Source organism: Amycolatopsis plumensis, from assembly GCF_042652605.1.
Classification (GTDB): Bacteria; Actinomycetota; Actinomycetes; order Mycobacteriales; family Pseudonocardiaceae; genus Amycolatopsis; species Amycolatopsis plumensis.
The window spans coordinates 1925050-1947490 of the sequence record NZ_JBHSJY010000001.1 but is presented as its reverse complement, the minus strand read 5'-3'; the positions used below and the strand labels follow the sequence as shown (position 1 = coordinate 1947490).

At 70.5% G+C, this 22441-nt stretch carries 18 protein-coding genes; 14 read left to right on the top strand and 4 right to left on the bottom strand.

The window, feature by feature from the left end; all coding sequences use genetic code 11:
- Positions 1-21: 21 nt before the first annotated feature.
- Genes ACFPLC_RS09000 through ribA form a run of 5 tightly spaced genes read left to right on the top strand, consistent with a single transcriptional unit; the run spans position 22 to position 3973 of the window.
- Complete coding sequence (locus tag ACFPLC_RS09000; RefSeq protein WP_378199719.1) at positions 22-420, top strand: 6-pyruvoyl trahydropterin synthase family protein; 399 nt, start codon at positions 22-24, stop codon at positions 418-420.
- On the top strand, positions 417-1484 hold the full coding sequence (locus ACFPLC_RS08995) for a glycosyltransferase family 4 protein (protein WP_378199722.1): 1068 nt from the start codon (positions 417-419) through the stop codon (positions 1482-1484). Before ACFPLC_RS09000 ends, ACFPLC_RS08995 begins: the two co-directional genes overlap by 4 nt.
- Entirely contained in the window at positions 1481-2311 is an 831-nt protein-coding gene (locus tag ACFPLC_RS08990; protein WP_378199725.1) for a methyltransferase domain-containing protein, read from the top strand. Before ACFPLC_RS08995 ends, ACFPLC_RS08990 begins: the two co-directional genes overlap by 4 nt.
- Positions 2308-3306 (top strand): lysylphosphatidylglycerol synthase transmembrane domain-containing protein, encoded by a 999-nt coding sequence (locus ACFPLC_RS08985; RefSeq protein WP_378199728.1) that lies wholly within the window; start codon positions 2308-2310, stop codon positions 3304-3306. The genes ACFPLC_RS08990 and ACFPLC_RS08985 overlap by 4 nt, the downstream gene beginning before the upstream one ends.
- A gap of 13 nt (positions 3307-3319) precedes the next feature.
- Complete coding sequence (gene ribA, locus ACFPLC_RS08980; RefSeq protein ID WP_378199731.1) at positions 3320-3973, top strand: GTP cyclohydrolase II; 654 nt, start codon at positions 3320-3322, stop codon at positions 3971-3973.
- Positions 3974-4005: 32 nt separating this feature from the next.
- On the opposite strand, the gene ACFPLC_RS08975 is transcribed toward ribA, so the two are convergent.
- Complete coding sequence (locus tag ACFPLC_RS08975; RefSeq protein WP_378199734.1) at positions 4006-4707, bottom strand: creatininase family protein; 702 nt, start codon at positions 4705-4707, stop codon at positions 4006-4008.
- A 28-nt stretch (positions 4708-4735) separates the two neighbouring features.
- Between ACFPLC_RS08975 and ACFPLC_RS08970 the strand changes: the two genes are divergently transcribed.
- From ACFPLC_RS08970 to ACFPLC_RS08960, 3 genes are all read left to right on the top strand, one after another.
- Positions 4736-5536, top strand: coding sequence for an inositol monophosphatase family protein (locus ACFPLC_RS08970; RefSeq protein WP_378199737.1), 801 nt, complete (start codon positions 4736-4738; stop codon positions 5534-5536).
- 138 nt (positions 5537-5674) lie between these two features.
- Positions 5675-7162 (top strand): serine/threonine-protein kinase, encoded by a 1488-nt coding sequence (locus tag ACFPLC_RS08965; RefSeq protein WP_378199740.1) that lies wholly within the window; start codon positions 5675-5677, stop codon positions 7160-7162.
- A gap of 121 nt (positions 7163-7283) precedes the next feature.
- Complete coding sequence (locus ACFPLC_RS08960; RefSeq protein ID WP_191307301.1) at positions 7284-8342, top strand: glycosyltransferase family 4 protein; 1059 nt, start codon at positions 7284-7286, stop codon at positions 8340-8342.
- A 60-nt stretch (positions 8343-8402) separates the two neighbouring features.
- Here the strand turns inward: ACFPLC_RS08960 and ACFPLC_RS08955 are convergent, their stop codons facing one another.
- Positions 8403-11639: a GH92 family glycosyl hydrolase gene (locus ACFPLC_RS08955; RefSeq protein ID WP_378199743.1), complete on the bottom strand. Its 3237-nt coding sequence runs from the start codon at positions 11637-11639 to the stop codon at positions 8403-8405.
- Positions 11640-11731: 92 nt separating this feature from the next.
- Positions 11732-13054, bottom strand: coding sequence for a MocR-like pyridoxine biosynthesis transcription factor PdxR (pdxR, locus tag ACFPLC_RS08950; RefSeq protein ID WP_378199746.1), 1323 nt, complete (start codon positions 13052-13054; stop codon positions 11732-11734).
- A gap of 47 nt (positions 13055-13101) precedes the next feature.
- Between pdxR and ACFPLC_RS08945 the strand changes: the two genes are divergently transcribed.
- Positions 13102-14097, top strand: a complete 996-nt coding sequence (locus tag ACFPLC_RS08945; RefSeq protein ID WP_378199748.1) for an aldo/keto reductase — start codon at positions 13102-13104, stop codon at positions 14095-14097.
- Here ACFPLC_RS08945 and ACFPLC_RS08940 read toward each other — a convergent pair.
- Entirely contained in the window at positions 14025-14927 is a 903-nt protein-coding gene (locus ACFPLC_RS08940; protein WP_191306946.1) for a LysR family transcriptional regulator, read from the bottom strand. The two genes, ACFPLC_RS08945 and ACFPLC_RS08940, sit on opposite strands and share 73 nt — an antisense overlap.
- An 82-nt stretch (positions 14928-15009) precedes the next feature.
- Here ACFPLC_RS08940 and ACFPLC_RS08935 point away from each other — a divergent pair, with 82 nt between their 5' ends.
- The 5 genes from ACFPLC_RS08935 (at position 15010) to ACFPLC_RS08915 (ending at position 22286) form a co-directional block, all read left to right on the top strand.
- Positions 15010-16278: an MFS transporter gene (locus ACFPLC_RS08935; protein WP_378235777.1), complete on the top strand. Its 1269-nt coding sequence runs from the start codon at positions 15010-15012 to the stop codon at positions 16276-16278.
- 96 nt (positions 16279-16374) lie between these two features.
- Positions 16375-16971, top strand: coding sequence for a TIR domain-containing protein (locus ACFPLC_RS08930; protein ID WP_378199755.1), 597 nt, complete (start codon positions 16375-16377; stop codon positions 16969-16971).
- On the top strand, positions 16968-18590 hold the full coding sequence (locus ACFPLC_RS08925) for a CATRA system-associated protein (protein ID WP_378199758.1): 1623 nt from the start codon (positions 16968-16970) through the stop codon (positions 18588-18590). Before ACFPLC_RS08930 ends, ACFPLC_RS08925 begins: the two co-directional genes overlap by 4 nt.
- A gap of 10 nt (positions 18591-18600) precedes the next feature.
- The gene (locus tag ACFPLC_RS08920; RefSeq protein WP_378199761.1) at positions 18601-19194 is read left to right on the top strand and encodes a hypothetical protein; all 594 of its coding nucleotides are present in this window, start codon (positions 18601-18603) and stop codon (positions 19192-19194) included.
- Positions 19191-22286, top strand: coding sequence for a helicase HerA domain-containing protein (locus ACFPLC_RS08915; protein WP_378199764.1), 3096 nt, complete (start codon positions 19191-19193; stop codon positions 22284-22286). The genes ACFPLC_RS08920 and ACFPLC_RS08915 overlap by 4 nt, the downstream gene beginning before the upstream one ends.
- The last annotated feature ends 155 nt before the right edge of the window (positions 22287-22441 follow it).

The window sequence follows — 22441 nt, the reverse complement described above, 5'->3', positions numbered from 1 at the left end:
CCGAACGCATCGGAGGTCTTGGTGTTCAGCATCACCGTCCGTGACCACGTGATGGTCGCCCACAGCTTCCGCGGGGAAGTGTTCGGTCCCGCGCAACGCCTGCACGGCGCGACCTTCCTGGTGGACGCGACTTTCCGCCGCGCCGAGCTCGACGAGGACAACATCGTCGTCGACATCGGCAAGGCCACGGAAGAGCTCAAGGCGGTGCTGGGCGACCTGAACTACCGCAACCTCGACGACGAGCCGGAGTTCAAGGGCATCAACACCTCGACCGAGTTCCTCGCGAAGGTCATCGCGGACCGCCTGGCCGACGCCGTCCACGCCGGACGCCTCGGCGAAGGCGCGCGCGGCCTCGAAGGGATCGCCGTCTCGCTGCACGAATCGCACGTCGCCTGGGCGAGTTACGAGCGTGCACTGTGAACAGCCTGTACGTGGTCCTCCCCGGGGACATCGACGACTCGTCCGTCCCCAGTGGCGGCAACACCTACGACCGCCGCATGTGCGACCGGCTCGCCGACGCCGGCTTCGACGTGCACGAGATCGCCGTCTCCGGCAGCTGGCCGCGGCCGGACACCGAGGCGCGCGCGGTCCTGGGCCACCTCCTCTCCGCGCTGCCCACCGGCTCGGCCGTGCTGCTCGACGGCCTGGTCGCCTGCGGCGTGCCCGAGGTCGTCGTCCCGCAGGCGCGCCGCCTGTCGGTGTCGGTGCTGGTGCACCTGCCGCTGGCCGACGAGACCGGCCTGCCGCCCGCCCTCGCCGCCGAGCTCGACGCGCTGGAGCGCGAGACGTTGCGGGCCGTCGGCTCGGTCGTCGCGACCAGCGAATGGGCCGCGCGCCGGCTGATCGACCACCACGGCCTCGCCCCGCACCGCGTGCACTCGGTGCCGCCGGGCGTCGACCCGGCCCCGCTCGCCGTCGGCACCGACGGCGTCTCCCGGCTGGTCTGCGTGGCCAACGTGACCCCGCGCAAGGGCCAGGGCGTGCTCGCCCAGGCCCTCGAAACCGTCGCCGACCTGCGCTGGACCTGCGAATGCGTCGGCGGGATCCGCCGCGAGACCAAGTACGTCGAGCGGCTGCGCGAGCACCGGCTCGGCGCCCGTTTCACCCTCACCGGCCCGCGCACCGGCGCGGCGCTCGAGGCGACCTACCACACCGCCGACCTGCTCGTGCTGCCTTCGCGCGCCGAGACCTTCGGCATGGTCGTCACCGAGGCCCTCGCCCGCGGGGTGCCGGTCCTGACCACCGACGTCGACGCGCTGCCCAGCACGGTCGGCGTCGCGCCGGACGGCTCGGTGCCCGGCATGCTCGTGCCCGGCGACGACGTCGAAGCGCTCGGTGCCGCCCTGCGCCGCTGGCTCACCGAGCCGGCGCTGCGGGCGCGGCTGCGCGCGTCGGCAAAGCTGCGCCGCGAGACCCTGACCGGCTGGGACGACACCGCGCGCCGGATCGCCGACATCCTGCTGCGGCAGGAGGCGGCGGCATGACCGCGTTCGCGCCGGACTGGCTCTACCTGCGCGAACCCGCGGACGCCGCGGCCCGCGCCACCGAACTGCTCGACCCGCTGCGTTCGTACCTGCCCCAGGACTTCACTGTGCGGGACCTCGGCTGCGGTACCGGCTCGCTCGGCCGCTGGCTGGCCGCGCGCCTGCCCGGCACCCAGCACTGGATCCTGCACGACCACGACACGGAGCTGCTTGCCCACGCGCAGGCAAGCCTGCCGGGCACCGCGCTCGACGGCAGCCCGGTGGACGTCGTCGCCGAGCAGCGGGACGTCACCGCGCTGCGGGCCGCCGACCTCGCCGGGACGTCGCTGGTCACCGCGTCCGCCCTGCTCGACCTGCTGACCAGGGACGAAGTCACGGCGCTGGCCACGGCGGTCGTCGAAGCGGGCTGTGCGGCGCTGTTCATGCTGTCGGTCACCGGCAAGGTGGAGCTCTCGCCCGCCGATCCGCTCGACCCCGCGGTCGCGGCGGCGTTCAACGCCCACCAGCGCCGGGTCACCGAAGACGGCCGCCGGCTGCTCGGCCCGAACGCCGTCGACGTCGCCGCGGCCGCGTTCGGCAGGCTCGGCGCCAAGGTGGTCGTCCGCGCGGACAGTGCCTGGCGGCTCGGCCCGGACCAGGCCGAACTGCAGCGGCAGTGGCTCGAGGGCTGGGTCGGCGCGGCCGTCGAACAGCTGCCGGAGCTGCGCCCGGTCGCCGACGTCTACCTGCAGCGACGGCTGGAGATGGCAGCGGCGGGCGAGCTGCACGCGGTGATCCACCACGGCGACCTGCTGGTCCTGCCGCCGAGCCGGGAGGTGGCGGCGTGAAGCGCGCACTGGCCTGGCTGCGGATCCTCGGCGCGGTCGGCATCCTCGCCGTCCTCGTCTGGCAGCTCGGCAGCGCCGCCTTCCTCGACGGTCTCGCGCGGATCAGCGCGCCCGGCGTGCTGGCCGCCCTCGCCATCGGCTTCGCGACGACGGTGTTCAGCGCGGGCCGCTGGCAGATCGTCGCCACCCGGCTCGGCCTGCGGCTTTCGCTGGGCGGCGCGGTCGGCGACTACTACCGCGCGCTGTTCCTCAACGGCGTGCTGCCCGCGGGCGTCCTCGGTGACGTCCACCGCGCGGTGCAGCACGGCCGCGACAGCGGGGACGTGCCGCGCGGCGTGCGGGCCGTCGTCCTGGAACGCACCGCGGGCCAGGTCGTGCTGATCGCGTCCGCGGTCACCGTCGTGCTCGCGTCGCCGTCGGTGGTGCCCGGCGCGTTCCGCGAGGTCGTCGTGGTCGCCGGGGTGGTCGTCGTGCTCGCCGCCGTCGCCGCGCTGATCGTGGGCCGCCTGCTGGGCGGGCGCTGGATCCACAGCCCGTCGAAGTGGCGCCGCGGCTTCGCCGTCACCCTTGCCGACGTCCGGCTCGGCCTGCTGACCCGCGAGACCTGGCCCAGCGTGGGTTTCCTGTCGGTGGCGACGCTGGCCGGGCACCTGGCGCTGTTCGTCGTCGCCGCCCGCGTCGCCGGGGTCGGCGCGCCGGTGGGGCAGCTCGTGCCGCTGATGGTCCTCGCGCTGCTCGCGATGGGCCTCCCGCTCAACGTCGGCGGCTTCGGCCCGCGCGAGGGCGTCTGCGCCCTGCTCTTCGGCGCGGCCGGGCTGGGGGCCGCCCAAGGTGTCACCGTCGCCGTCGTCTACGGCGTGCTCACGCTGGTCGCGAGCCTGCCCGGCGCCGGTGTCCTGCTCGTCCGGAGTGTCGCTGGGGTGCGCCGGACGGCACTTTCACGTGAAAGTGCCGCACGAACGGCCCGGCACGTCCAGGTGGAAGTGCCGGGATAGAGAGGTGGAGGCCATGACAGCAAGCGAGGTCGCCGGGGATTTGCCGCGCCGGGCCGTGGTCGAGCGGGTGGTCGAGACCCGGTTGCCGACCCGGCACGGGACGTTCCGCGCGTTCGGGTACCTCGACCGCACCGGCACCGAGCAGGTCGCGCTCGTGTTCGGCGAGATTTCCCCGCTCGGCGCCCTGACCCGGGTGCACAGCGAGTGCCTGACCGGCGACGTCTTCGGCTCGACGCACTGCGAGTGCGGCGACCAGCTGGCGGCGGCGCTGGACCGGATCGTCGAGGAGGGCGCGGGCGTGCTCGTCTACGTCCAGGGCCACGAGGGCCGCGGGATCGGCCTGCTCGCGAAGCTCGAGGCGATGCGGCTGCAGCAGGACGAGGGCCTGGACACGGTCGACGCGAACGTGGCGCAGGGCCTGCCGGTCGACGCCCGCGACTACCACGCCGCGGCGGGCATCCTGACCGACCTCGGCATCCGGTCGGTGCGGCTGCTGTCCAACAACCCGAAGAAGGTCGAACAGCTCACCCGCTACGGAATCCGGATCAGCGAGCAGGTCCCGCTACTGGTTCCGCCGAACCCGGAGAACCTGCGCTACCTCCGCACGAAGGCCGAGCGGATGGCCCACCTGCTCCCGCACCTGGACCAGGCCTTCACCGGCTCGTGAGTGAGAAACAGTGTTAGAACACTGTTTCTCACTCACGAGGACGTGAGCATCTCGAGGACGCCGGCGAAGCGCTGGACCAGCGTGTCCAGCACGACGTGCCCCTTGGCCGCGGTCGCCAGCGAAGGACGGCCGACCACCCCCGACTCCGTGTACGCCCGCAGGCCCAGCGTCAGCAGGTGCTCCCGGTCGGTGACGTGGTCGGCCGTTTCGTGTCCCGGGCGGACCAGGTGCGGGTGGGCGTGCAGCAGGATCGACGTCTCCAGCTCGCCCGCGTGCATGTCGTCGTCCAGTGACGTCCGCAGGCCGGCCGCCGTGTGCGCCGCCTGCCAGTCGGCGACCCCCGGGAACAGCGCCATCGCGCCCGCCGCCTCCTGGACCACATTGGACAGTACGTAGTTGCCGCCGTGCCCGTTGACCAGCACCAGCCGGTCCACCCCGGACGCTTTCAGCGACGCGGCGACGTCGGTGACCACCGCGTGCAGCGTGCGCGCCGAGATGCTCACCGTGCCCGCCCACCCCGCGTGCTCGTGCGAGCAGGAGATCGTGATCGGCGGCAGGTGCAGGACGGGGTGGGCGTCGGCCACCGCGCGGGCGAGGGTCGCCGCGATGATCGTGTCGGTGGCCAGGGGGAGGTGCGCGCCGTGCTGCTCGAAGCTGCCGACCGGCAGCACCGCGACCGACGCCCGCCGCTCCTGCTCGTCGGCGGTGGTGGCGAGCGGGAACAGATCGGTCATCGCTGCGGCCCTTCACTAGGTTGGAGTCATGACCGAGCATGCCGCACTACTGGACATCGCGCGCGAGGCCGTCGCGAAGGCGACGGAGATCGTCAGGTCGCGCCCGAGCTTTTCCGTTTCCGCGAAGGGCGATCGCGACCTGGTGACCGACGTCGACACCGCGGTCGAGGACGCGCTGCGGGCGTTCCTCGCCGCCGAGACGCCGGAGATCGGCATCCTCGGCGAGGAGCGGGGCCGCAGCGGCGACGGCGGTGGCCGCTGGTGGGCGCTCGACCCCATAGACGGGACGGCGAACTTCGCCCGCGGAATTCCGCTCTGCGGGATTTCCCTGGCGCTGGTGGACGGCGAGCACAGCACGGTCGCCGCGATCACGCTGCCGTACCTCGGCGTCACGTACACCGCCGCGCGCGGCGAAGGCGCCTTCGCGAACGGAAAGCGTGTCGGCGCTTCGACCGCGACGGAAATGTCCGACGCGATGATCGCCGTCGGGGACTTCGCGATCGGCGAGCTCGCCGAGGAGAAGAACCGCGCGCGGCTGACGCTGCTGTCGGACCTCGGCGCGCGGGCGCAGAAGATCCGGATGCTCGGCACCGCGGCCATCGACCTCGCCTGGGTGGCGGACGGAAAGCTCGACGCCGCACTGATCCTGTCCAACAACCCGTGGGACACCATGGCCGGCGTGCTGCTCGTGCGCGAGGCCGGCGGCGCCGTCGTGGACCGGGACGGCAGCGAGCACACGGTCGGTTCCGCGGCGACGATCGCCGTCGGCGCCGGGCTGCGCAAGGAGATCGTGGACGCACTTGATCGCGCCTACGGGGTTGTTCGTTAGGATTCCCGGGTACACCGTGGGCGGCGCCACAGCGCTCGTTTGCGCTGTCCGCGCAAGGTTTTCGGTTACGTTGGTACCGGTCGGCCGCCCAGGCTGGCATGCTGACCGGATCTCGTCGGCCACTTCGGAGAATGGTGGATGCTCGTGGAAAGTCGCCGGATCCGCGATCGGTACCGGCTGCTCGAGCCGATCGGCGGCGGCGCGATGGGCACGGTGTGGCGGGCCCAGGACGAAAAGCTCGACCGCACCGTGGCGATCAAGGAACTCCTGCTGCCGCACGACCACGACGAGCAACGCACCCAAGAGGCGAAGAACCGCGCGATGCGCGAGGCGCGGATCGCCGCGCGGCTGCAGCATTCCCACGCGATCACCGTGTTCGCCGTCCTCGAAGAGGAGGACCGGCCGTGGCTGGTGATGGAGTACCTGCCGTCGAAGAGCTTGGCCCTCGTGCTCGGCGAGGAGCCGGGCACGGTCGACGACGCCATCCGCGTCGGCGTGCAGATCAGCTCGGCGCTGGCCGGCGCGCACCGGGCCGGGGTCGTGCACCGCGACGTGAAGCCGGCCAACATCCTGGTCTCCGAGGACGGCACGGCGAAGATCACCGACTTCGGCATCTCGCGCGCGATCGGTGACGTCAAGCTGACGGCCACCGGCGAGATCGCCGGCACGCCCGCGTACCTCGCGCCGGAAGTGGCCCGCGGCGAGGACGCGGACTTCGCCGCCGACGTCTTCTCGCTCGGCGCCACGCTGTACGCCGCCGTCGAAGGCCAGTCGCCGTACGGCACGGCCGACAACCCGATCGCCTTGCTCTACAAGGCCTCCAGCGGCGAGATCGTGCCGCCGGAGAAGGCGGGCCGGCTGACGCCGCTGCTGCTGCGGATGCTCGCCACCGAGCCGGCCGAGCGCCCGTCGATGGACGAGGTCGAGCAGGAGCTGCGGGCCCTGCTGCCGGACGCCGAGCCCGGCGACTCGGTGCTCGCCGCGACGGTGCCGGAGACCGAGCCGCCCGCCGTCCCGACCGTGCCGGCCGCCGTGTCCGTGCCCGCGGGCGAGGTCACTACGGTGTCGCCGGGCGCGCGCAAGGGCCTGATCGCCGTCGGGGCGGGCGCGGCGCTGCTGTGCGTGGCGGTCGTCGTGGCGATCCTGCTGGTCGTGCGGCAGAAGCCGCCGGCGGACAACGTCGCCGCCCCGCCGCCGTCGCCGACACCGTCCGCCTCGGCCACGGCCACGGCCACCCAGCCGACGCCGTCGCCGTCGCCGACGCCGTCGTCTTCTCCTTCGCCGACGCCGCCGACCTCGGCACCGGCGACTTCACCGACGGTCTCGACGGTGTCCTCGACGAAGACGGCGGCCCAGGCACTGAGCGACTACTACGCACTGCTCCCGAGCAATCCGCAGGCGGCGTGGAACCTGCTCACGGACAGGTTCAAGGCGTCGCGTAACCAGACGTACGAGAGGTACAAGGCCTTCTGGAGCCAGTACCGGAAGGTGGACGCGTCCAACGTCAAGGAGATCGGGACCAACCAGGTCACCGCGCACGTCACCTACGACGGGGCCAAGCCCGAGAACGACACGTTCACGCTCGTCCAGGTGAACGGAATCTGGATGATCGACGCGCAGAGCTGAACCGACCCGGCTTGGGGTGCGTGTGACGTATGAGCCGTCACCGCCGTCGACCCACGCTGGAGGTAGCCGTGCCCGTACCCACCGCCCTGCCCCGGCGCGCGCGATGAGGCCCGCCGACCCGATGGTGTTCATCCTCCCGGCCGCGCCGCCGGGCAGCGACACCTACGACAAGCGGATGTGCCAGAACCTGCCCGCCGTCGGGCAGCCGGTGCTGGAGCTGCCGATCGCCGGCGACTGGCCGGAGCCGGACGCGACGTCGAGACGGAGACTGGCGCGGTCCCTCGCCGCGCTGCCGGACCGGACGGTCGTGCTGCTCGACGGCATGATCGCCGCCGGCGTGCCCGAGATCGTCGTCCCGCACGCGCGGCGCCTGCGCCTGGCCGTGCTGGTGCACCAGGCCCTGGCCGACGAGCCGGGCCTCGCGCCCGCGCACGCCGCGGAGCTGGACGCGTGCGAGCGCGAGACGCTGCGGATGGCCGGCATGGTCGTCGCGACCAGCCCGTGGCTGGCCCGGCTGCTGATCGACCGCCACGACCTGGACCCGGGCCGCGTCTACGTGGCCAAGCCCGGCACCGACGCGGCCCCGCTCGCGGCGGGCGCGGACGGCGTGTCCCGGCTGCTCTGCGTGGGTGACGTGACCCGCCGCAACGGTCACGACGTGCTGGTCCAGGCCCTCGGCGAGGTCGACCACCTGGCCCTGTCGTGCGTCTTCGCCGGTTCCCTGGAGACGGACCCGGCGTACGTCGGCGAGCTCGGCTGGTCGATCGAGCGCCTCGGCCTCGGCAACCGCATCACGCTGGCGGGCGACGCGGTCGACCTCGCCGCGGCCTACAACGCGGCGGACCTCCTGGTCATCCCGGCCCGCGCGGCGACGTCCGGCATGTACGTGGCCCAGGCACTGGCCAGGGGCATCCCGGTCCTGGCCACCGAGGTCGGCGGCGTGCACGACGCCCTCGGCGTCGACGCGGACGGCGAGATGCCGGGCCTGCTGGTGGAGCCGGACGACCCGTACGCGCTGGCGGACGCCCTGCACCGCTGGTACGCGGACCCGGAGCTGCGCCGCTCCCTGCGCACGGCGGCGCTGGGGAGGGGCAGCGCGTTGGAGGAGTGGGACGTGGCGGCCCGCCGGCTGACGCACGTCCTGTCGCGGCTGGCTTCGGAACCGCGGATCGTCGCCTGACGCTCGCCCTGACCTGGTGGAACGGTTCGCCGGAAAGCAGGTCCCCGGCGAACCGAACCGTCACGCCAGGGTGAGCGCGTAGATCTCCACCCGCGGATCATTCGGCAGGCTCACCGACTGCACGGTCTTCCCGCCGTCCAGCCCCGCCGAGATCCCGAACAACCGCACCGGCGGCCCGTCGACCCCGCTGCCCGCCTTGATCCGGTGCGGCATCTCCAGCACCACCGGGCTCCCGGACCCGGCCCAGTCCCCGAACGTCAAGGCCAGGTCGGCGCTCGTCCCGTCCGTGTAGTGCGCGGTCACCGTCGTCGACACCGGGCCGTTGTGCGACGCCCCCACCAGGCGGAGCGCCGTGTGCTGACCCGCCGGTACCAGGAGCGACTGCCCGCGGGCCTCCACGAAGTTGGGCGAAGTCCCCAAAGCGTCCGGCGCCGCGTACGTGACGCCGTCCCAGACCACCGGGCCCGCCGCCGGGAGCAGCGCGGCGTCGTAGCTCCAGCCGCTGCCGTCGAAGTTGCCTTCCGCTGACGCGGCCACCGTCGCCGTGCCGTCGTGGTTCAGGTCGCGGCCCAGGTCCACCGCGCACTGCGGGCCCGGCGACACGCAGGCCGCCGGCGTCCGCACCTCGATCGTCGCCGAGCGCGTCACCTTGTTCGCGCCCAAGCCGGACACCGTCACCTGCACCGGGTACGTCCCGACGGCCGCGCCGGACGGCACGCTCAGCGTGATCGGCACCGTCTGCTGCACCGGCAGCCGTCCGGACCAGGGCAGGAGCAGCGGCTGGAACCGGGCCTTCCACGGCGACGTGACCGAAACCGTCACCGGCTGCAGGCCCGGGTTCTGCGCCACCACGTCCAGGTCGAGGTGCACCTGCTGGGCCGTTCCGGCCGGGATCACCACGGACGTCTGCCGCAGCGAAGCGTCGACGTGCCGCCGCTGGTCGCCCGGCGCGTTGTTCACCGACGGCGGCGCCGCGGACGGCGACGTCCCCCACGAAGACGGCCGCGAGCCGAGCTTGTGCGAGAGCTTCCCGCCGTGGGCCAGCGCGGACCAGTCCAGGGACGTCTGCCGGACGTCCCGGCCGTTGAGCGACACGCTCTGGATGTACCGGTTGGTGTCGCTCGCGCCCGGCGCCGACACCGTGAGCGTGCCGCCCTGCGCCGAGCCGTACTGTCCGATGCGGACGGTCGCCGACTCGAACTGCGGGCTCGACAGCGCGAGGAAGTTCGCGCCGCTCATCGTCGGGTACAGGCCGAGTGAGGAGAAGACGTACCAGGCCGACATGGTGCCGAGGTCGTCGTTGCCGGTCATGCCGTCGGGGCCGGTGGTGAACAGCGTCATCGCCGCGCGGACGACGGTCGCGGTCTTCGCCGGCGCGCCGACCCAGTTGTACATGTAGGGCGCGAGCAGGTCGGGCTCGTTGTTCGGGTTGTAGGTCGCCTTGCCGTAGTAGTCGTACGGGCTGGCGATCCAGTCCTTCCGCGCCGTCCCGGCCGGATCCGAAAGCAGGTTGCCGTAGGAGAAGAAGGAGTCCAGGCGCTTTTCGGTCGCCGTCCGGCCGCCCATCAGCGAGACGAGCCCGGCCGGGTCCTGCGGCACGAGCCACTGGTACTGGTAGGCGCCGCCTTCGTGGAACTGGTGGCCGGCGTCGACCGGGTTGTACGGCATGACGAACGTGCCCTCGGTGGTGCGCGGGCGGAACTGCTGGATCGAGGAGTCCCACAGGTTGCGGTACCACTGGCCGCGGTCGGCGAACATCCGCGCGTCCGCGCCGTGGCCGAGCCCGCGGGCCATCAGCGCGAGCGAGGCGTCCGCGGCGGCGTACTCCATGGTCGCCGACGCCGGGTGCTCGCAGTCGTTGTCGCCGCCCTTGGCCGCGCAGTCCTTGCCGAGTTCCAGCCCGCTCGGGATGTACCCGCGCTCGTTGTAGTAGTTGACGCCGGAGCGGCCGTTGTACGGCGAATCGGCGGGCGGCGTGCTCGTCGCGTTCTTCTTGAGCAGCGCGTACGCCTCTTCTTCGTGCCCGGCGAGCAGGCCCTTCGACCAGGCCTCGACGAGGAACGGGGTCACCGGGTCGCCGGTCATGATGTTCGTTTCGCTCTCGGCCAGCGCCCAGCGCGGCAGCCACCCGCCGTCGCGCCCGATGGCGACGACCGACAGGGCGACGTCCCGCGCGACCTGCGGTTCCAGCATTTCGAGGAGCTGGTTCTGCGGCCGGTAGGTGTCCCACAGCGAGAAGTTCTGGTACGGCGTGTAGCCGCTCGCCGTGTGCACCTTGCCGTCGAAGCCGGTGTACGCGCCGTCGGTGTCGCCGGCGAGGTTCGGGTGCAGCTGCGCGTGGTAGAGCGCGGTGTAGAACGCCGTCTGCCGCTCGGTCGTGCCGCCGGCGATCTTGATCGCGCCGAGCCGGTCGGCCCACTGCTGGTGCAGCGCCGCGCGGGTGGCGTCAAAGTCGTAGTTCGACGTCTCGGCCGCGAGGTTCTTCCGGGCGCCGTCGAGGCCGGTGTAGGACAGGCCGACCTTGAGCACGACGTCGTGGTCGGTGGTCGCGTCGAAGCTTGCCCAGGCGCCGTTGCTCCCGGTGCCCGCGGCGTCGCGGCTGCCGGCGGTGCGCGTCGAGCCACGCCAGGTGCCGAACGAGCTGAACGGCCGGTCGAAGGTGGCGGTGAAGTAGACGGTGTGCTCGTCGTGCCCGGCGCAGAACCCGCCGGCCTTGACCCGCCCTTCGAGCGTCCGGTCGCCGACGACGTGGATCTCGGAGTCCTTGACGGACTGGTTGGCCTGGCCGGTGTTGAACAGGACGTTCGCCTGGCCGGTCGACGGGAAGGTGTAGCGCTGCCAGCCGGTGCGCGCGGTCGCCGTCAATTCCGCGTCGATCCCGTACTTCTTGAGGCCCACGCGGTAATAGCCCGGTTCGGCGTGCTCGTCGTCGTGGCTGTACTCGGACCGGTAGGCGTTCTTGTCAACGTTGTCCACGGCCCCGGTGGTCGGCATGATCGGCAGCTCGCCCATCACGCCGCAGCCGACGCCGGACAGGTGCGTCTGGCTGAAGCCGTAGATCGCGTTCTGCAGGTAGTCGTAGCCGCCCTGGCCGCCGGTGTCCGGGCTGACCTGCACCATCCCGAAGGGCGCACTGGCGCCGGGGAAGGTGTTCCCGAAGTTCTGCGTGCCGACGAACGGGTTGACCAGGCTCACCGGATCGGCGCTGGTCTCGGCGTGCGCGGTGGCCTGGGTCGTGGCGGCGGCCACGAGCCCGATGGCCGCCGCGGCGATCAGTTGTCTGCTTGGCGACCGCATGGGGCGCGCACCTCCCAGGTGACAACGTTGTCAGAAGCGGACTGTCCAGCAGCCTTTCACATCCGCGAACATTTGAGAAGGCGGCAACCAGGTCAAGCCGTTGTCATGGCTTGCCGGAGCAGCCCCGCGGCGGCTTCGACGCCGCTGTCGGCGAGGTTGCCGTAGCCGAGGACCAGCGCGGGTTCGCCCGGCGTCGTCCGGTAGGCGTCGAGGTCGGCCACCTTGACGCCCACCGCCCTTGCCTTCCGGGCGACGGCCGCGGCATCCCGGTCGAGGTGGAGCACGAGGTGCAGCCCGGCCGCGACCCCGGAGAGCCGCACCGGTCCGAGCGCCTCGACGAGCTGGTCGCGCCGGGCGCGATAGCGCAGCCGCGCGGCCCGCAGGTACCGGTCGTAGCCGCCGCTGGTGATGAAGGCTGCCAGCGCGAGCTGGTCCAGCACGGGCGGCGGATGCGCCCGCACTGTCCACTGTGGAGGCAGGACGGCCCAGCCGAGCCCGAGCGCGGGACTGAGCGTCTTGCTGACCGACCCGAAGAGCGCGACCCGGCCCGGGTCGGTGCCCTGGACGGTGCCGACGGGCCGCCGGTCGTACCGGAACTCGGCGTCGTAGTCGTCCTCCAGGATCAGGCCGTCGACGTCCCGCGCCCAGGCCAGCAGCTCGGCGCGCCGCCGCGGCGACAGGACCGAGCCGGTGGGGAACTGGTGCGCGGGCGTGACGAGCACGGCGCGGACACCCGCCGGAATCCGGCCGACGTCGAGGCCTTCGTCGTCGACCGGCACCGGGTGGACGGTCATCCCGGCGCCTTCGGCCGCCCGCCGCAACCGCGTCCACCCGGGGTCCTCGACGGCGAGCCCGGTGCTGCCGCGCTCGACCAGGGCGCGGCACACGGCCGTCACGCCGTCGGTGACGCCGCCGCAGACCAGCACGGTGCCGGGCGCGGCGCCGCGGACGCGCCGGAGGTACTCGCCCAGGACTTGCCGCAGCCGGGGGTGGCCGCCCGGTTCGGGGAGCCCGAAGTCGGTGTGCGGCGTGTTCGCGAGCACCTCGCGGACCGCTTCCGCCCACGGCCGGCGGGGGAAGCTCCGCAGGTCGGGCAGGCCTGGAGCGAGGTCGTACCGCGGCGCCGACGCGCGCGGCGGTTCCTTCGCCGCCACCGCGTCACCGACCGGCCGGACCCGGGTGGCCGACCCGGTGCGCCCGGCCAGGTACCCCTCGGCGACGAGCTGGGCGTAGGCCTGCGTGACGACCCACCGCGAGCACCCGAGGTCGGCGGCGAGCCGTCGGCTCGGCGGGACGGTGCCGGCCAGGACGCCGTCCCGGATCGCCTTGCGCAGGGCCCTGGCCAGCTGTTCGTGCTTCGGCCCGCGCCCGGACAGCTCCAGCAGCACGCCCCAATTGGTCTGTGATCCAGGCACGGTATTGGATCGTAGTACCGGACCGATCTTCTTTTAGATTCGTGGTCATGAAGAAGGTGGAACTGGGCCGGACCGGCCAGGACGTGAGCCAGGTATCGCTGGGCTGCATGCTGATGGGCACGTCGACGGACGAACCGACGTCGGCGCGCATCCTGGACGCCTACCTCGACGCCGGCGGCGACTTCCTGGACACGGCGAACTGCTACGCCTGGTGGACGAGGGAATCCGCGACCGGCGGCGAGAGTGAAGCGATGCTGGGCAAGCTGCTGCGCGGCCGGCGCGACCGGGTGTTCCTGGCCACGAAGGTGGCGGCGGGCATCACCGACCTCCCCGCGGCGCGCGCGGCTTCCCGGCCGGACGGCACGACGGACTGGGCGGCGCGGGAACGCACGTACGAAGGAGCGAGCGCCGCGGTGATCGAGCGCGAGGCCGAAGCGAGCCTGCGCCGGCTGGGCACCGACCACATCGACCTCTACTACGTGCACGTGGACGACCGCTCGACGCCGCTGGAGGAGACTCTGTCCGCTTTGGACGCGTTGGTGCGGTCGGGCAAGGTGCGGTACATCGGCTGGAGCAACGTGCGGACGTGGCGCCTGGAACGCATCCGGTCCCTGGCGCTGGCCAACGGGTGGGCGTCTCCGGTGGCGGTCCAGGTCCAGCACTCGTACCTGCGCCCGGCCGGCGCGGACGTCCCGTCGGTGGCCGGGGGCGAGCTGCTGGACTGGCTGGCCGAGCATCCGGACATCTCCCTGGCGGCGTATTCCTCGCTGCTGCGCGGGATCTACGACGACGCGGCCTACCGGGAATCCACGCAGATCTGGCGGGCGTACGCGGGCCCGGACTCGGAAGCGCGGCTGGCGGCGGTCGCGAAGGTGGCGTCGGAGCTGGGAGCGTCGGGCAACCAGGTGGCGCTGGCGTGGTTGCTGCGCAAGGGAGTCATCCCGCTGATCGGCCCGCGCACGTGGGAGCACTACGAGTCGATCGCCCCGGCCTTCACCTTGGAGCTGCCGGACGAGCTGCTGTCGGTGCTGGACAACGCGTAGGCGGTGGCGAGCAGCGCGGCGACGCTCGGCTTGCGTTCGTCGCGCCGCCGCCATGTCATGGTGACGTCGGTGGTGGCCCCGGCCAGCGGAACGGCCACCGCGCCGGCGTGCTCGACGAGGGCGGGGACGAGCCCGCACCCCTGACCGGCGGCCACGCACCGCGCGAGGGCGGCGAGGCTGCCGACTTCCGCCTCGATGACGGGTCCGTCGATCCGGTCCAGCATCTCCCGGAAGCCGCAGCCCGGCGGCGTCGCGAGGAAGCCGACGCCGTCGAGGTCGCCGGGACGGAGTTCTTCTTTGCCGGACAACGGATGCCCCGGCGGAACGATGACGACGAGCGGCTCGCTGCCCAGCTTCGCGCTCGAGAGAGCCGGATCGGCCGGCGCGTCGCCGAAGGTGAAGCAAACATCCATTTCGGACTGTTGCACGGCCTGGTAGAGCTCGCCTCGGCTGCCCTCCCGGAGCGTGACCCGCACCCGCGGCCACCGCGTCCGGTACTCGCCGAAGAGAGCGGGGATCCGCTGCGCGCAAAGGGTTTCCAGGGCGCCGATGGTCAAGTCGCCTTCGGGCTCACCGCGTTCCTCGTCAACGGCGGCCCGGGCTTCCTCGACGAGTTCCAGCACCTGGTCCGCGTACCCGACGAGCCGTTCCCCGGCCCCGGTGAGCCGCAGCCGCCGCCCGCGTTCGAACAATTTCGACCCGAGTTCGGCTTCCAGGGCCTGAATCTGTTCGGTGACGCTGGACTGAGCGTAGTGCAGTTCGGCGGCGGCGTGGGTGAAGTTGAGCGTCCGCGCGACGGCGCGGAAGGTGCGCAGGTGGCGCAGTTCCATGGCATCCCCCATCGGCGTTCCCGATACCGGCCATCGTAACTGCCTGCTTCCGCCGGTGTCACGGAGCGTCGAGGATCTGGGTGTGGCAAGACTCCTCACCGGCCTATCGCTGGGCTACTTCCTGGTCATGCTGGACACGACGATCGTGACGGTCGCCCTCCCGGCCCTCTCGCCGTCATTACCGGCGCAGCAGTGGATTTCGAACGGCTACACGCTGACGTTCGCGGCGTTCTTGTTGACGGCGGGAGCGTGGTCCGACCGCTTCGGCGCCCGCCGCGTGTTCTCCCTGGGCTTGATCTCGTTCGGGGTCCTGTCCGGTTTATCGGCGCTCTCCTTTTCGACGGCCTTGTTGATCGCCCTCCGGGCTTTGCTGGGAGTGGCGGGTGCCTTGCTGGTCCCATCGTCGCTGTCCCTGATCGCGGCGGCCTACCCGGTGCCGTCGGCGCGAGCGAAGGCGATGGGCGTGTGGGCGGCGGTGAGCGGAACCGGCCTGGTAGCGGGCCCGCTGTTGGGCGGCGTCCTGACGGAGGCATTCGGCTGGCGAGCGATCTTCGTGGTCAACATCCCGGTGGCGGCGATCGCCCTGGCCCTGTCGCGCTCGGCTCCGTCGACCCCGGTCCGGCCTGGCTGCATCGACGTTGTGGGCCAGCTGGCGGCGGTGGTCGCTTTGTCGACATTGACGTATGCACTGGTTGAGAAGGCTTTTTGGGCACTGCTGCCGTGCGTAGTAGCGGCCGCGGTGTTCGCGGTTTCGCAACGCCGCCCCGGCGCGATGCTTCCACCGCAGTTCCTGTCGCGAGGGCTGCTGGCGGGCGCGATCGTGAACTTCGGGCTGTCGGGTGTCCTGTTCGTGCTGTCGCTGTACTTCCAGGAGACCCGAGGCTACCCGCCGTCGTCGACGGGCTTGGCTTTCCTGCCGCTGATGATCCCGACGGCGTTCAACCCGATCTTCACGGGCCGCCTGGTGGCCCGGATCGGCCCGCGCATCCCGGCGGTATCCGGCTTTCTGTTGATGGCGCTGGGAGCCGCGATCCAGGCGTGTTCGCCCCCGGTAGCGGTGTCGGTGGTGGCCTTGGTCCTGCTGGGTTTCGGCGTTTCGCTGGCCATCCCGTCACTGCTGGCCGCGGTGATCGGCGCGGCACCCCCGGAGTTGGCGGGCATCGCGAGCGGCGCCCTGAACGCCTCCCGTCAAACGGGCGCCGCACTCGGCGTGGCAGTACTCGGTGCCTTGTCGGCAACATCGACGCCATTCGCCCTGGCCGCCGCGGCAGCGGTACTCCTGACCGGCGCGGCGGTCGCCGCAGCTCAACCTCAGAAGGCGGCGGCGAACCGCGTGCCGATGCGGGAGTGACGTGTCCAGTTTTTAGCCTCTTTTTGGACTGTTTCCCGGAACTGACCACTTTTTCGTCCTGTTGGTGAGCGGTCCGATCTGCTTATCATCGTCGACGTGTCGGGATACAAGTACGATCTGTTCATCAGTTACAGTCGCCATGGAACTGCGCGGAATTGGCTGTTGAACCACTTTTATCCACGGCTCGTGGAGTGCCTCGTCGACGAGATGGCACCTGCGCCGAAGATCTTCCTCGACAAGGACATGCCACGTGGCGTTCACTGGCCTGCGCAGCTCGAAAGCGCACTGCATCGCACCAAGATCATGGTTGCCGTCCTGTCGGCACCCTATTGGGAATCTCGGTGGTGCATGGCCGAATGGGAGAGTATGGAGGCGCGCGAGCAGTCGCTCGGACTCGCCAGTTTCGAGTGTCCGCAGGGACTGATCTACCCCATTCGCTTCGCGGACTCGCATAGAATCGAGAACGAAGGTCGTCTTCGGTCGTGGTGGGACTTCAAGGGCCTTGACAACCCTGACAGGGGCTTTCAGGAAAGCCGGGATTGGCATCCTTTCCAGCAAAAAGTCAGAGAATGTGCGCGGGATCTCGCCGAACTGTTGAGGCAGGTCCCGCCCTGGCGGCCCGACTGGCCGGTCGCCAAGCGACCTGATCCCGTCCTGTCACCGCCGCCGCCGCTGCCGAGGTTCGACCCATGACCGGGACCGTCGTCACCTTCTACTCCTACAAGGGCGGTGTCGGGCGCAGCTTCACGCTCGCCAACGTCGCGTTGCTCTTGGCCCGGTGGGGCTACCGCGTGCTCGCGATCGATTGGGATCTCGAAGCGCCTGGCCTGCATCACTATTTCGATGAACTGTTGCCGAAGACGCCCCAGGGCGGTGTGGTGGACCTGGTGGCCGACTTCCTCGCGGGCGCCGAGCGGCCGAAACGCCATGCGATCCGACTCGACTTCGTCGACGGCGAGGTGGCGCTGCTGGCTGCGGGCAAGCCGGATGCCGCTTACACCCGCCGGGTGCAGGACATCGACTGGGAAGATCTGTACCGCCAGGGATTCGCCGAATTCCTGGAGTACTGCCGGGCCGAATGGACCGAGAAGTACGACTTCGTCCTGATCGACAGCCGGACGGGTATCTCCGACATCGGCGGCATCTGCACGGCGCAGCTGCCGGATCGCCTGGTCGTCCTCTTCACGGCCAACCAGCAGAGTGTCGAAGGTGCCGTGAACATCGCGCAGCGTGCCAACGTCGCGCGCGACCGGTTGCCCTACGACCGCCCGCCGCACCTGGTCCTGCCGATTTTGTCACGGCTGGACAACCGGGTCGAGTACCAGCGCGCCGACGCGTGGCACCAGCGGTGCGCCGAGGTCACCGCGCCGCTGTTCCGGAACTGGCTGGCCAAGAGCGTGACGCAGGACCTGATGCTGCGGCACACCACGGTGCCGTACGTCTCGTACTGGAGTTTCGGCGAGCAGCTCCCGGTACTGCAGGAGCCCGTTCCCTCGGCGGACCAGATCTCGTTCGCCCTGGAAACGGTGGCCGCGGTCATCGCGCAGCAGTTCGACCGTACAGACCTGCTCGCGGACAACCGGGACGCATACGTAGCGGCTGCTCGGACGCAGCGCCGGTCGTACAGCCTGGATCTCCTGGTCTCGGTTCCCCGGTCGCAACCGCGAGCGGCCGGCGAGCTCATCGCAAAGCTGTCAGCACTGGGTCTGCGCGTGGACCGATCGCAGTCCGGTGACCCGGAGTTCCTCGAGCAAAGCAGCGATCCGGCGAAGCACCTGTGTCTCATCGTGGACGGCGAAGTGAGCCGGTGGCAAGCCACGGAGGCGGAACGGTTCCTCCGGCACGCTCTCGACGCCGACAGCGATCGACAGTTGTTCTGTGTGCTCACCGGCCGGACCGATGCGGATCGGCTCCCGGTATTCCTGCGCAACCTCCGGCTCTTCCAACTGGACGGCGACTTGCGGCCGGGCCAGGTGGCGCGGCAGCTGCACGAAATCATCACGGACGCGACACCCACGTACACGGACTCGGACCACACCACCCTCGAGGACACGGCCGCCGCGCTGCGCGCGGTACCGGACGAGGTAGCTCATGCCGGCCGGTGGGCGCTCATCGAGCAGACGGTCAACGACATGGCCGCGGCGCTGGACGACGGTGACATGGCGTTGCTCAAAGACCTGACGGTGGACTTGGACCAGCTGAACCAGGTTCGCGCGAACGGCAACCGCATCACGGCGCCGGAGGGTCTGTACCCCAGTGTCGGCAAGCTGCTCGACCGGATCGGCCGGCGGATCAACATATCGACGAAGTGAGGAGCGGGGCATGGCGGAGAAGTACGGGAGCCCGGAGCGGGCGGCACTGCTCGTCCTGATGCTGCACGAAGGGGAGATGCCGAACGCAGAACTCAGGAAGGAACACGGCGTCGAGCTCGGTCCGGCAGGGCGGGCGAAACTGAACACCGCCGGTTTGCTCGAGACCCGTAAGGAAGGCCGTAGGCTGATTCACAAGATCACCCAGGCAGGCGAGGACTGGTGTGAACGGGCACTGGCCGATATCGAGACCCCGCCGCGCTCCAACCCTCTGGTCAAGATCTGTTTCGAGGTGTTGCGTCTCTACGCGAGGCAGAACAAGATCAGGCTCACCGAGATCATTGGCGGGAAGGAAACCCTGGAGGAGGCGATCCGGCGAGTTTACCGGGAAATCTCGGGCAAGTGGGTGCGCCTCGCCCAGCTCCGCCCGAAGCTCAACGGCGCTGCAAAGGATGAGGTGGACCAAACCCTCCTCGGCATGATGAAGGCAGGGTACGCCCATCTCGTCCCGGACTCCGACCGGAGCGGCCTCACCGATGCGGACCACGCCGCGGCGATCCGGATCGGCAAGGAGGACAAGCACTTCGTGGCGATCGAGGAATCATGACCGACGACCAGCGGCAGCAGGCGCTCGCGGCGGTCCGGTTCAACTCCGCGGAGACGCCGGACGACGTCTGGGGTATTTCGCCGTTCCACGTCGAGGGCCTGCACAAGCGAACCGAAGACCAGATCCGTGCGAGCATCCTGGATGCGAAGAACAGCACCGGACCCAGCCCCATCGGGCTGACCTTGCAGGGGCAGAAGGGAGTCGGCAAGACGCACCTGCTCGGCCGGATCCGGCGGTTCGTGCAAAGCGAGGGCGGCTACTTCTTCCTGATCGACCTCACCACAGGAGCGGCGTTCTGGGATGATGTCCTGCGAGCCATGCGTGGGGAGCTGTGGCGCAAAGGCGAAGATGGCGAACTGCAGCTGACGAAGCTGCTGCACCGGTTGTGCGACGAGGCCGGCGTGCCCGAGCCGGTGGCGGCCGCGGTTCTCGGTCGCGCGCCACTCACGGCCGAAGACATCAACGTCTTCATCGGAGCTATGCGCGGTGTCGATGCCCATGTAGCCGTCGAGTGCGCAGACACCCTTCGCGCGCTTGTGCTCTACGCGGCTTTAGACACCGAACAGATGGCGACGGGGAAGGACTACCTGTCCGGATCGGCCGACGAAGAAAAGAAGAAGGCACGCAAAGCTTGGGGCTTGCCCAGCGAACCGAAACCGAGACGGGAACTCGTCACGGAGATCTCCCGCGTGGCGGCACTGACCGGGCCCAGCGTGGCCGCGGTCGACCAGCTGGACTCCTTGATCATCAAAGCTGCCGACGAGCCGACATCGAGAACGGCCGGCGAACTCAAAGTCATCGCCGACGGCCTGATGCAACTGCGGGAGACGACCCGGCGAACTCTGTCGATCGTGGCGTGTCTGCCCAACACGTGGATGCTGCTGGAGAAGGCGGCAACCGACTCGTTCGAAGACCGGTTCACCGATACTCCCGTCCTTGGAGTCATCGTCGACGCCGGGATCGGTCGGGCCTTGGTGGCGAAGTGGCTCGGCGTCGTCTACCAGGGCATCGGCTTCACCCCGCCGCACGCCACGTGGCCCGTGGCCTCGGAGGCGTTCGACGATGCTGCGTGGCGCGGTTACACTCCCCGGCAGGTCCTCCGGCGGGTCCAGAAACACGCCGAAGTCTGCCTGTACGGCGAGATGCGTGAACTGACATCGTTCGACGAAGAACCGGTTGAACCGGTTGAAGTTCCGGAGCCGAGCGGGCTGGAACCCGACTACTATGCGGAATTCGACCGCCGGTTCGCCGAGCTGCGCAAGAAGGCCGACGTGAGTGCCGTCCTCAGCTACCACAACGAAGACACCACGATGCCCGTTCTCCTCCAAGCCGCCCTGCGGTCGTGGATCACCGAGTTCGGCAACGACGACAAGTCGTGGGAAACCGAACCGCCTCCCGTCGGATCGTGTGATCTGCACGCCGGCCTGTTGCGGGTGTTGAACGAGGAGGACGACGTCAAGGAACGCTGGTTGTTCCGGGCCTTCGCCCCTCAGCACGGCAACCGGGTCCTGCGACGGATGCAGGGTGCGATCGACGCGGCCGGTATCCGCGAGGGAGTACGCAACCGGCACCTGGTGCTGATTCACCACGGCGCCAAGGGCTGGACCGGTAGAAAGACCAAGGGCGTTGTCGGAGATCTGGCTCGCGCGGGCAGTCCACGCGTGGAGGTCAGCAAGGACGACCTCCGGACGTTCTGGGCGCTCAGCCAGATGCTCACCAAGCAGAGCTACGAACTCCTCAACTGGCTGGTCGCCCGCAAACCGGCCAGCCAGACGAGCTTGCTGAAGAAGATCCTCCCCGACCCGGGACAGCCCCGCGGCGGCAACCAGCGGGAGACCCGCCCGCCGCCGAAGACCAAGCCGGAAGCCGGTCCAAGTGGGTTCACCCTCGGCGTGGACGGCGAGATCCGCATCGAGCTCGAGTCCCTCCGCAAGCACGCCGTGATCTTCGCCGGCTCGGGTACCGGAAAAACCGTCCTCCTTCGCCGCATCGTCGAAGAGTGCGCGCTGCGGGGCGTCTCCGCCATCGTCCTGGACCCCAACAACGACCTCGCCCGGCTCGGTGATCCCTGGCCGCAACCGCCCGAAGGGTGGCGGCCCGGTGACGCGGACGCCGCCGCCGATTACCTGGGTGGGACCGAGGTTGTCGTCTGGACACCCGGCCGGGCTGCCGGGCGGCCGCTCAGCTTCCATCCCTTGCCCGACTTCGCCGGCGTCCGGGATGACGAAGACGAGTTCGCCGCGGCGGTCGAAGCCGCCGTGGCGCGGCTGATTCCGCACGCACGAGTGAGCGGCGGGGCCAAAGCCGCGGTGAGGGGCCAGGCCGTCCTGCGGGAGGCGCTCACCCACTACGCGCGGAAGGAGTCGCGCAGCCTCTCCGGGTTCGTCGACATGCTCGCCGAGCTGCCGATGGGCGTCAGCAAGCTCACCACCGGCACCAAGACCGCTGCCGATCTGGCCGAGACGCTGCGGGCCGCGATGGTCAACGATCCGCTGCTCGGGGGCTCCGGGGAACCCGCCGATCCTGCCGGGCTGCTCACGCCGTCGCCCGGGAAGCGGGCGCGGATCTCGGTGATCAGCTTCGTCGGGCTGCCGTCCGACGAGCAGCGGCAGGGGTTCGTCAGCCAGCTCCAGCTGGAGGTGTTCGCCTGGATCAAGCGCAACCCGGCAGCCGATCGCCCGCTCGGCGGGTTGTTCGTCATGGACGAAGCCCAGACGATCGCTCCGTCGGGTGGCTGGACGGCCAGCACCCAGAGCACCATCATGCTCGCCTCGCAGGCCCGCAAGTACGGCCTCGGCCTGCTGCTGGCCACCCAGGCACCGAAGGGCCTGCACAACCAGATCACCGGGAACGCGACAACACAGTTCTTCGGCCGCCTGAACAGCCCGGCACAGATCGCCGCGGCGAACGACATGGCCAGGGCCAAGGGCAGCACCGTCGGGGACATCTCGCGGCTGGAACGCGGGCAGTTCTACGTCACCGGTGAGTCGTTCGGGTTCCGCGCCATGCGCGCGCCGCTGTGCCTGAGCCACCACCCACCCAGCCCGTTGCGGCTCGAGGAAGTGCTCGACCGGGCCCGCAACGGCCGCTGAACCACGAAGGCCGCGTTCCGAGGGGGAACGCGGCCTTCGTGCGTGTGCACCGTTGACCGCTGCTTCGGGAAACGGTCAACTCCTTGTCGCCGGACCACGCATGACGAATCCTGATTGCAGGGCGCCGAATCAAGTCGAATCGCCCGATCAATCAC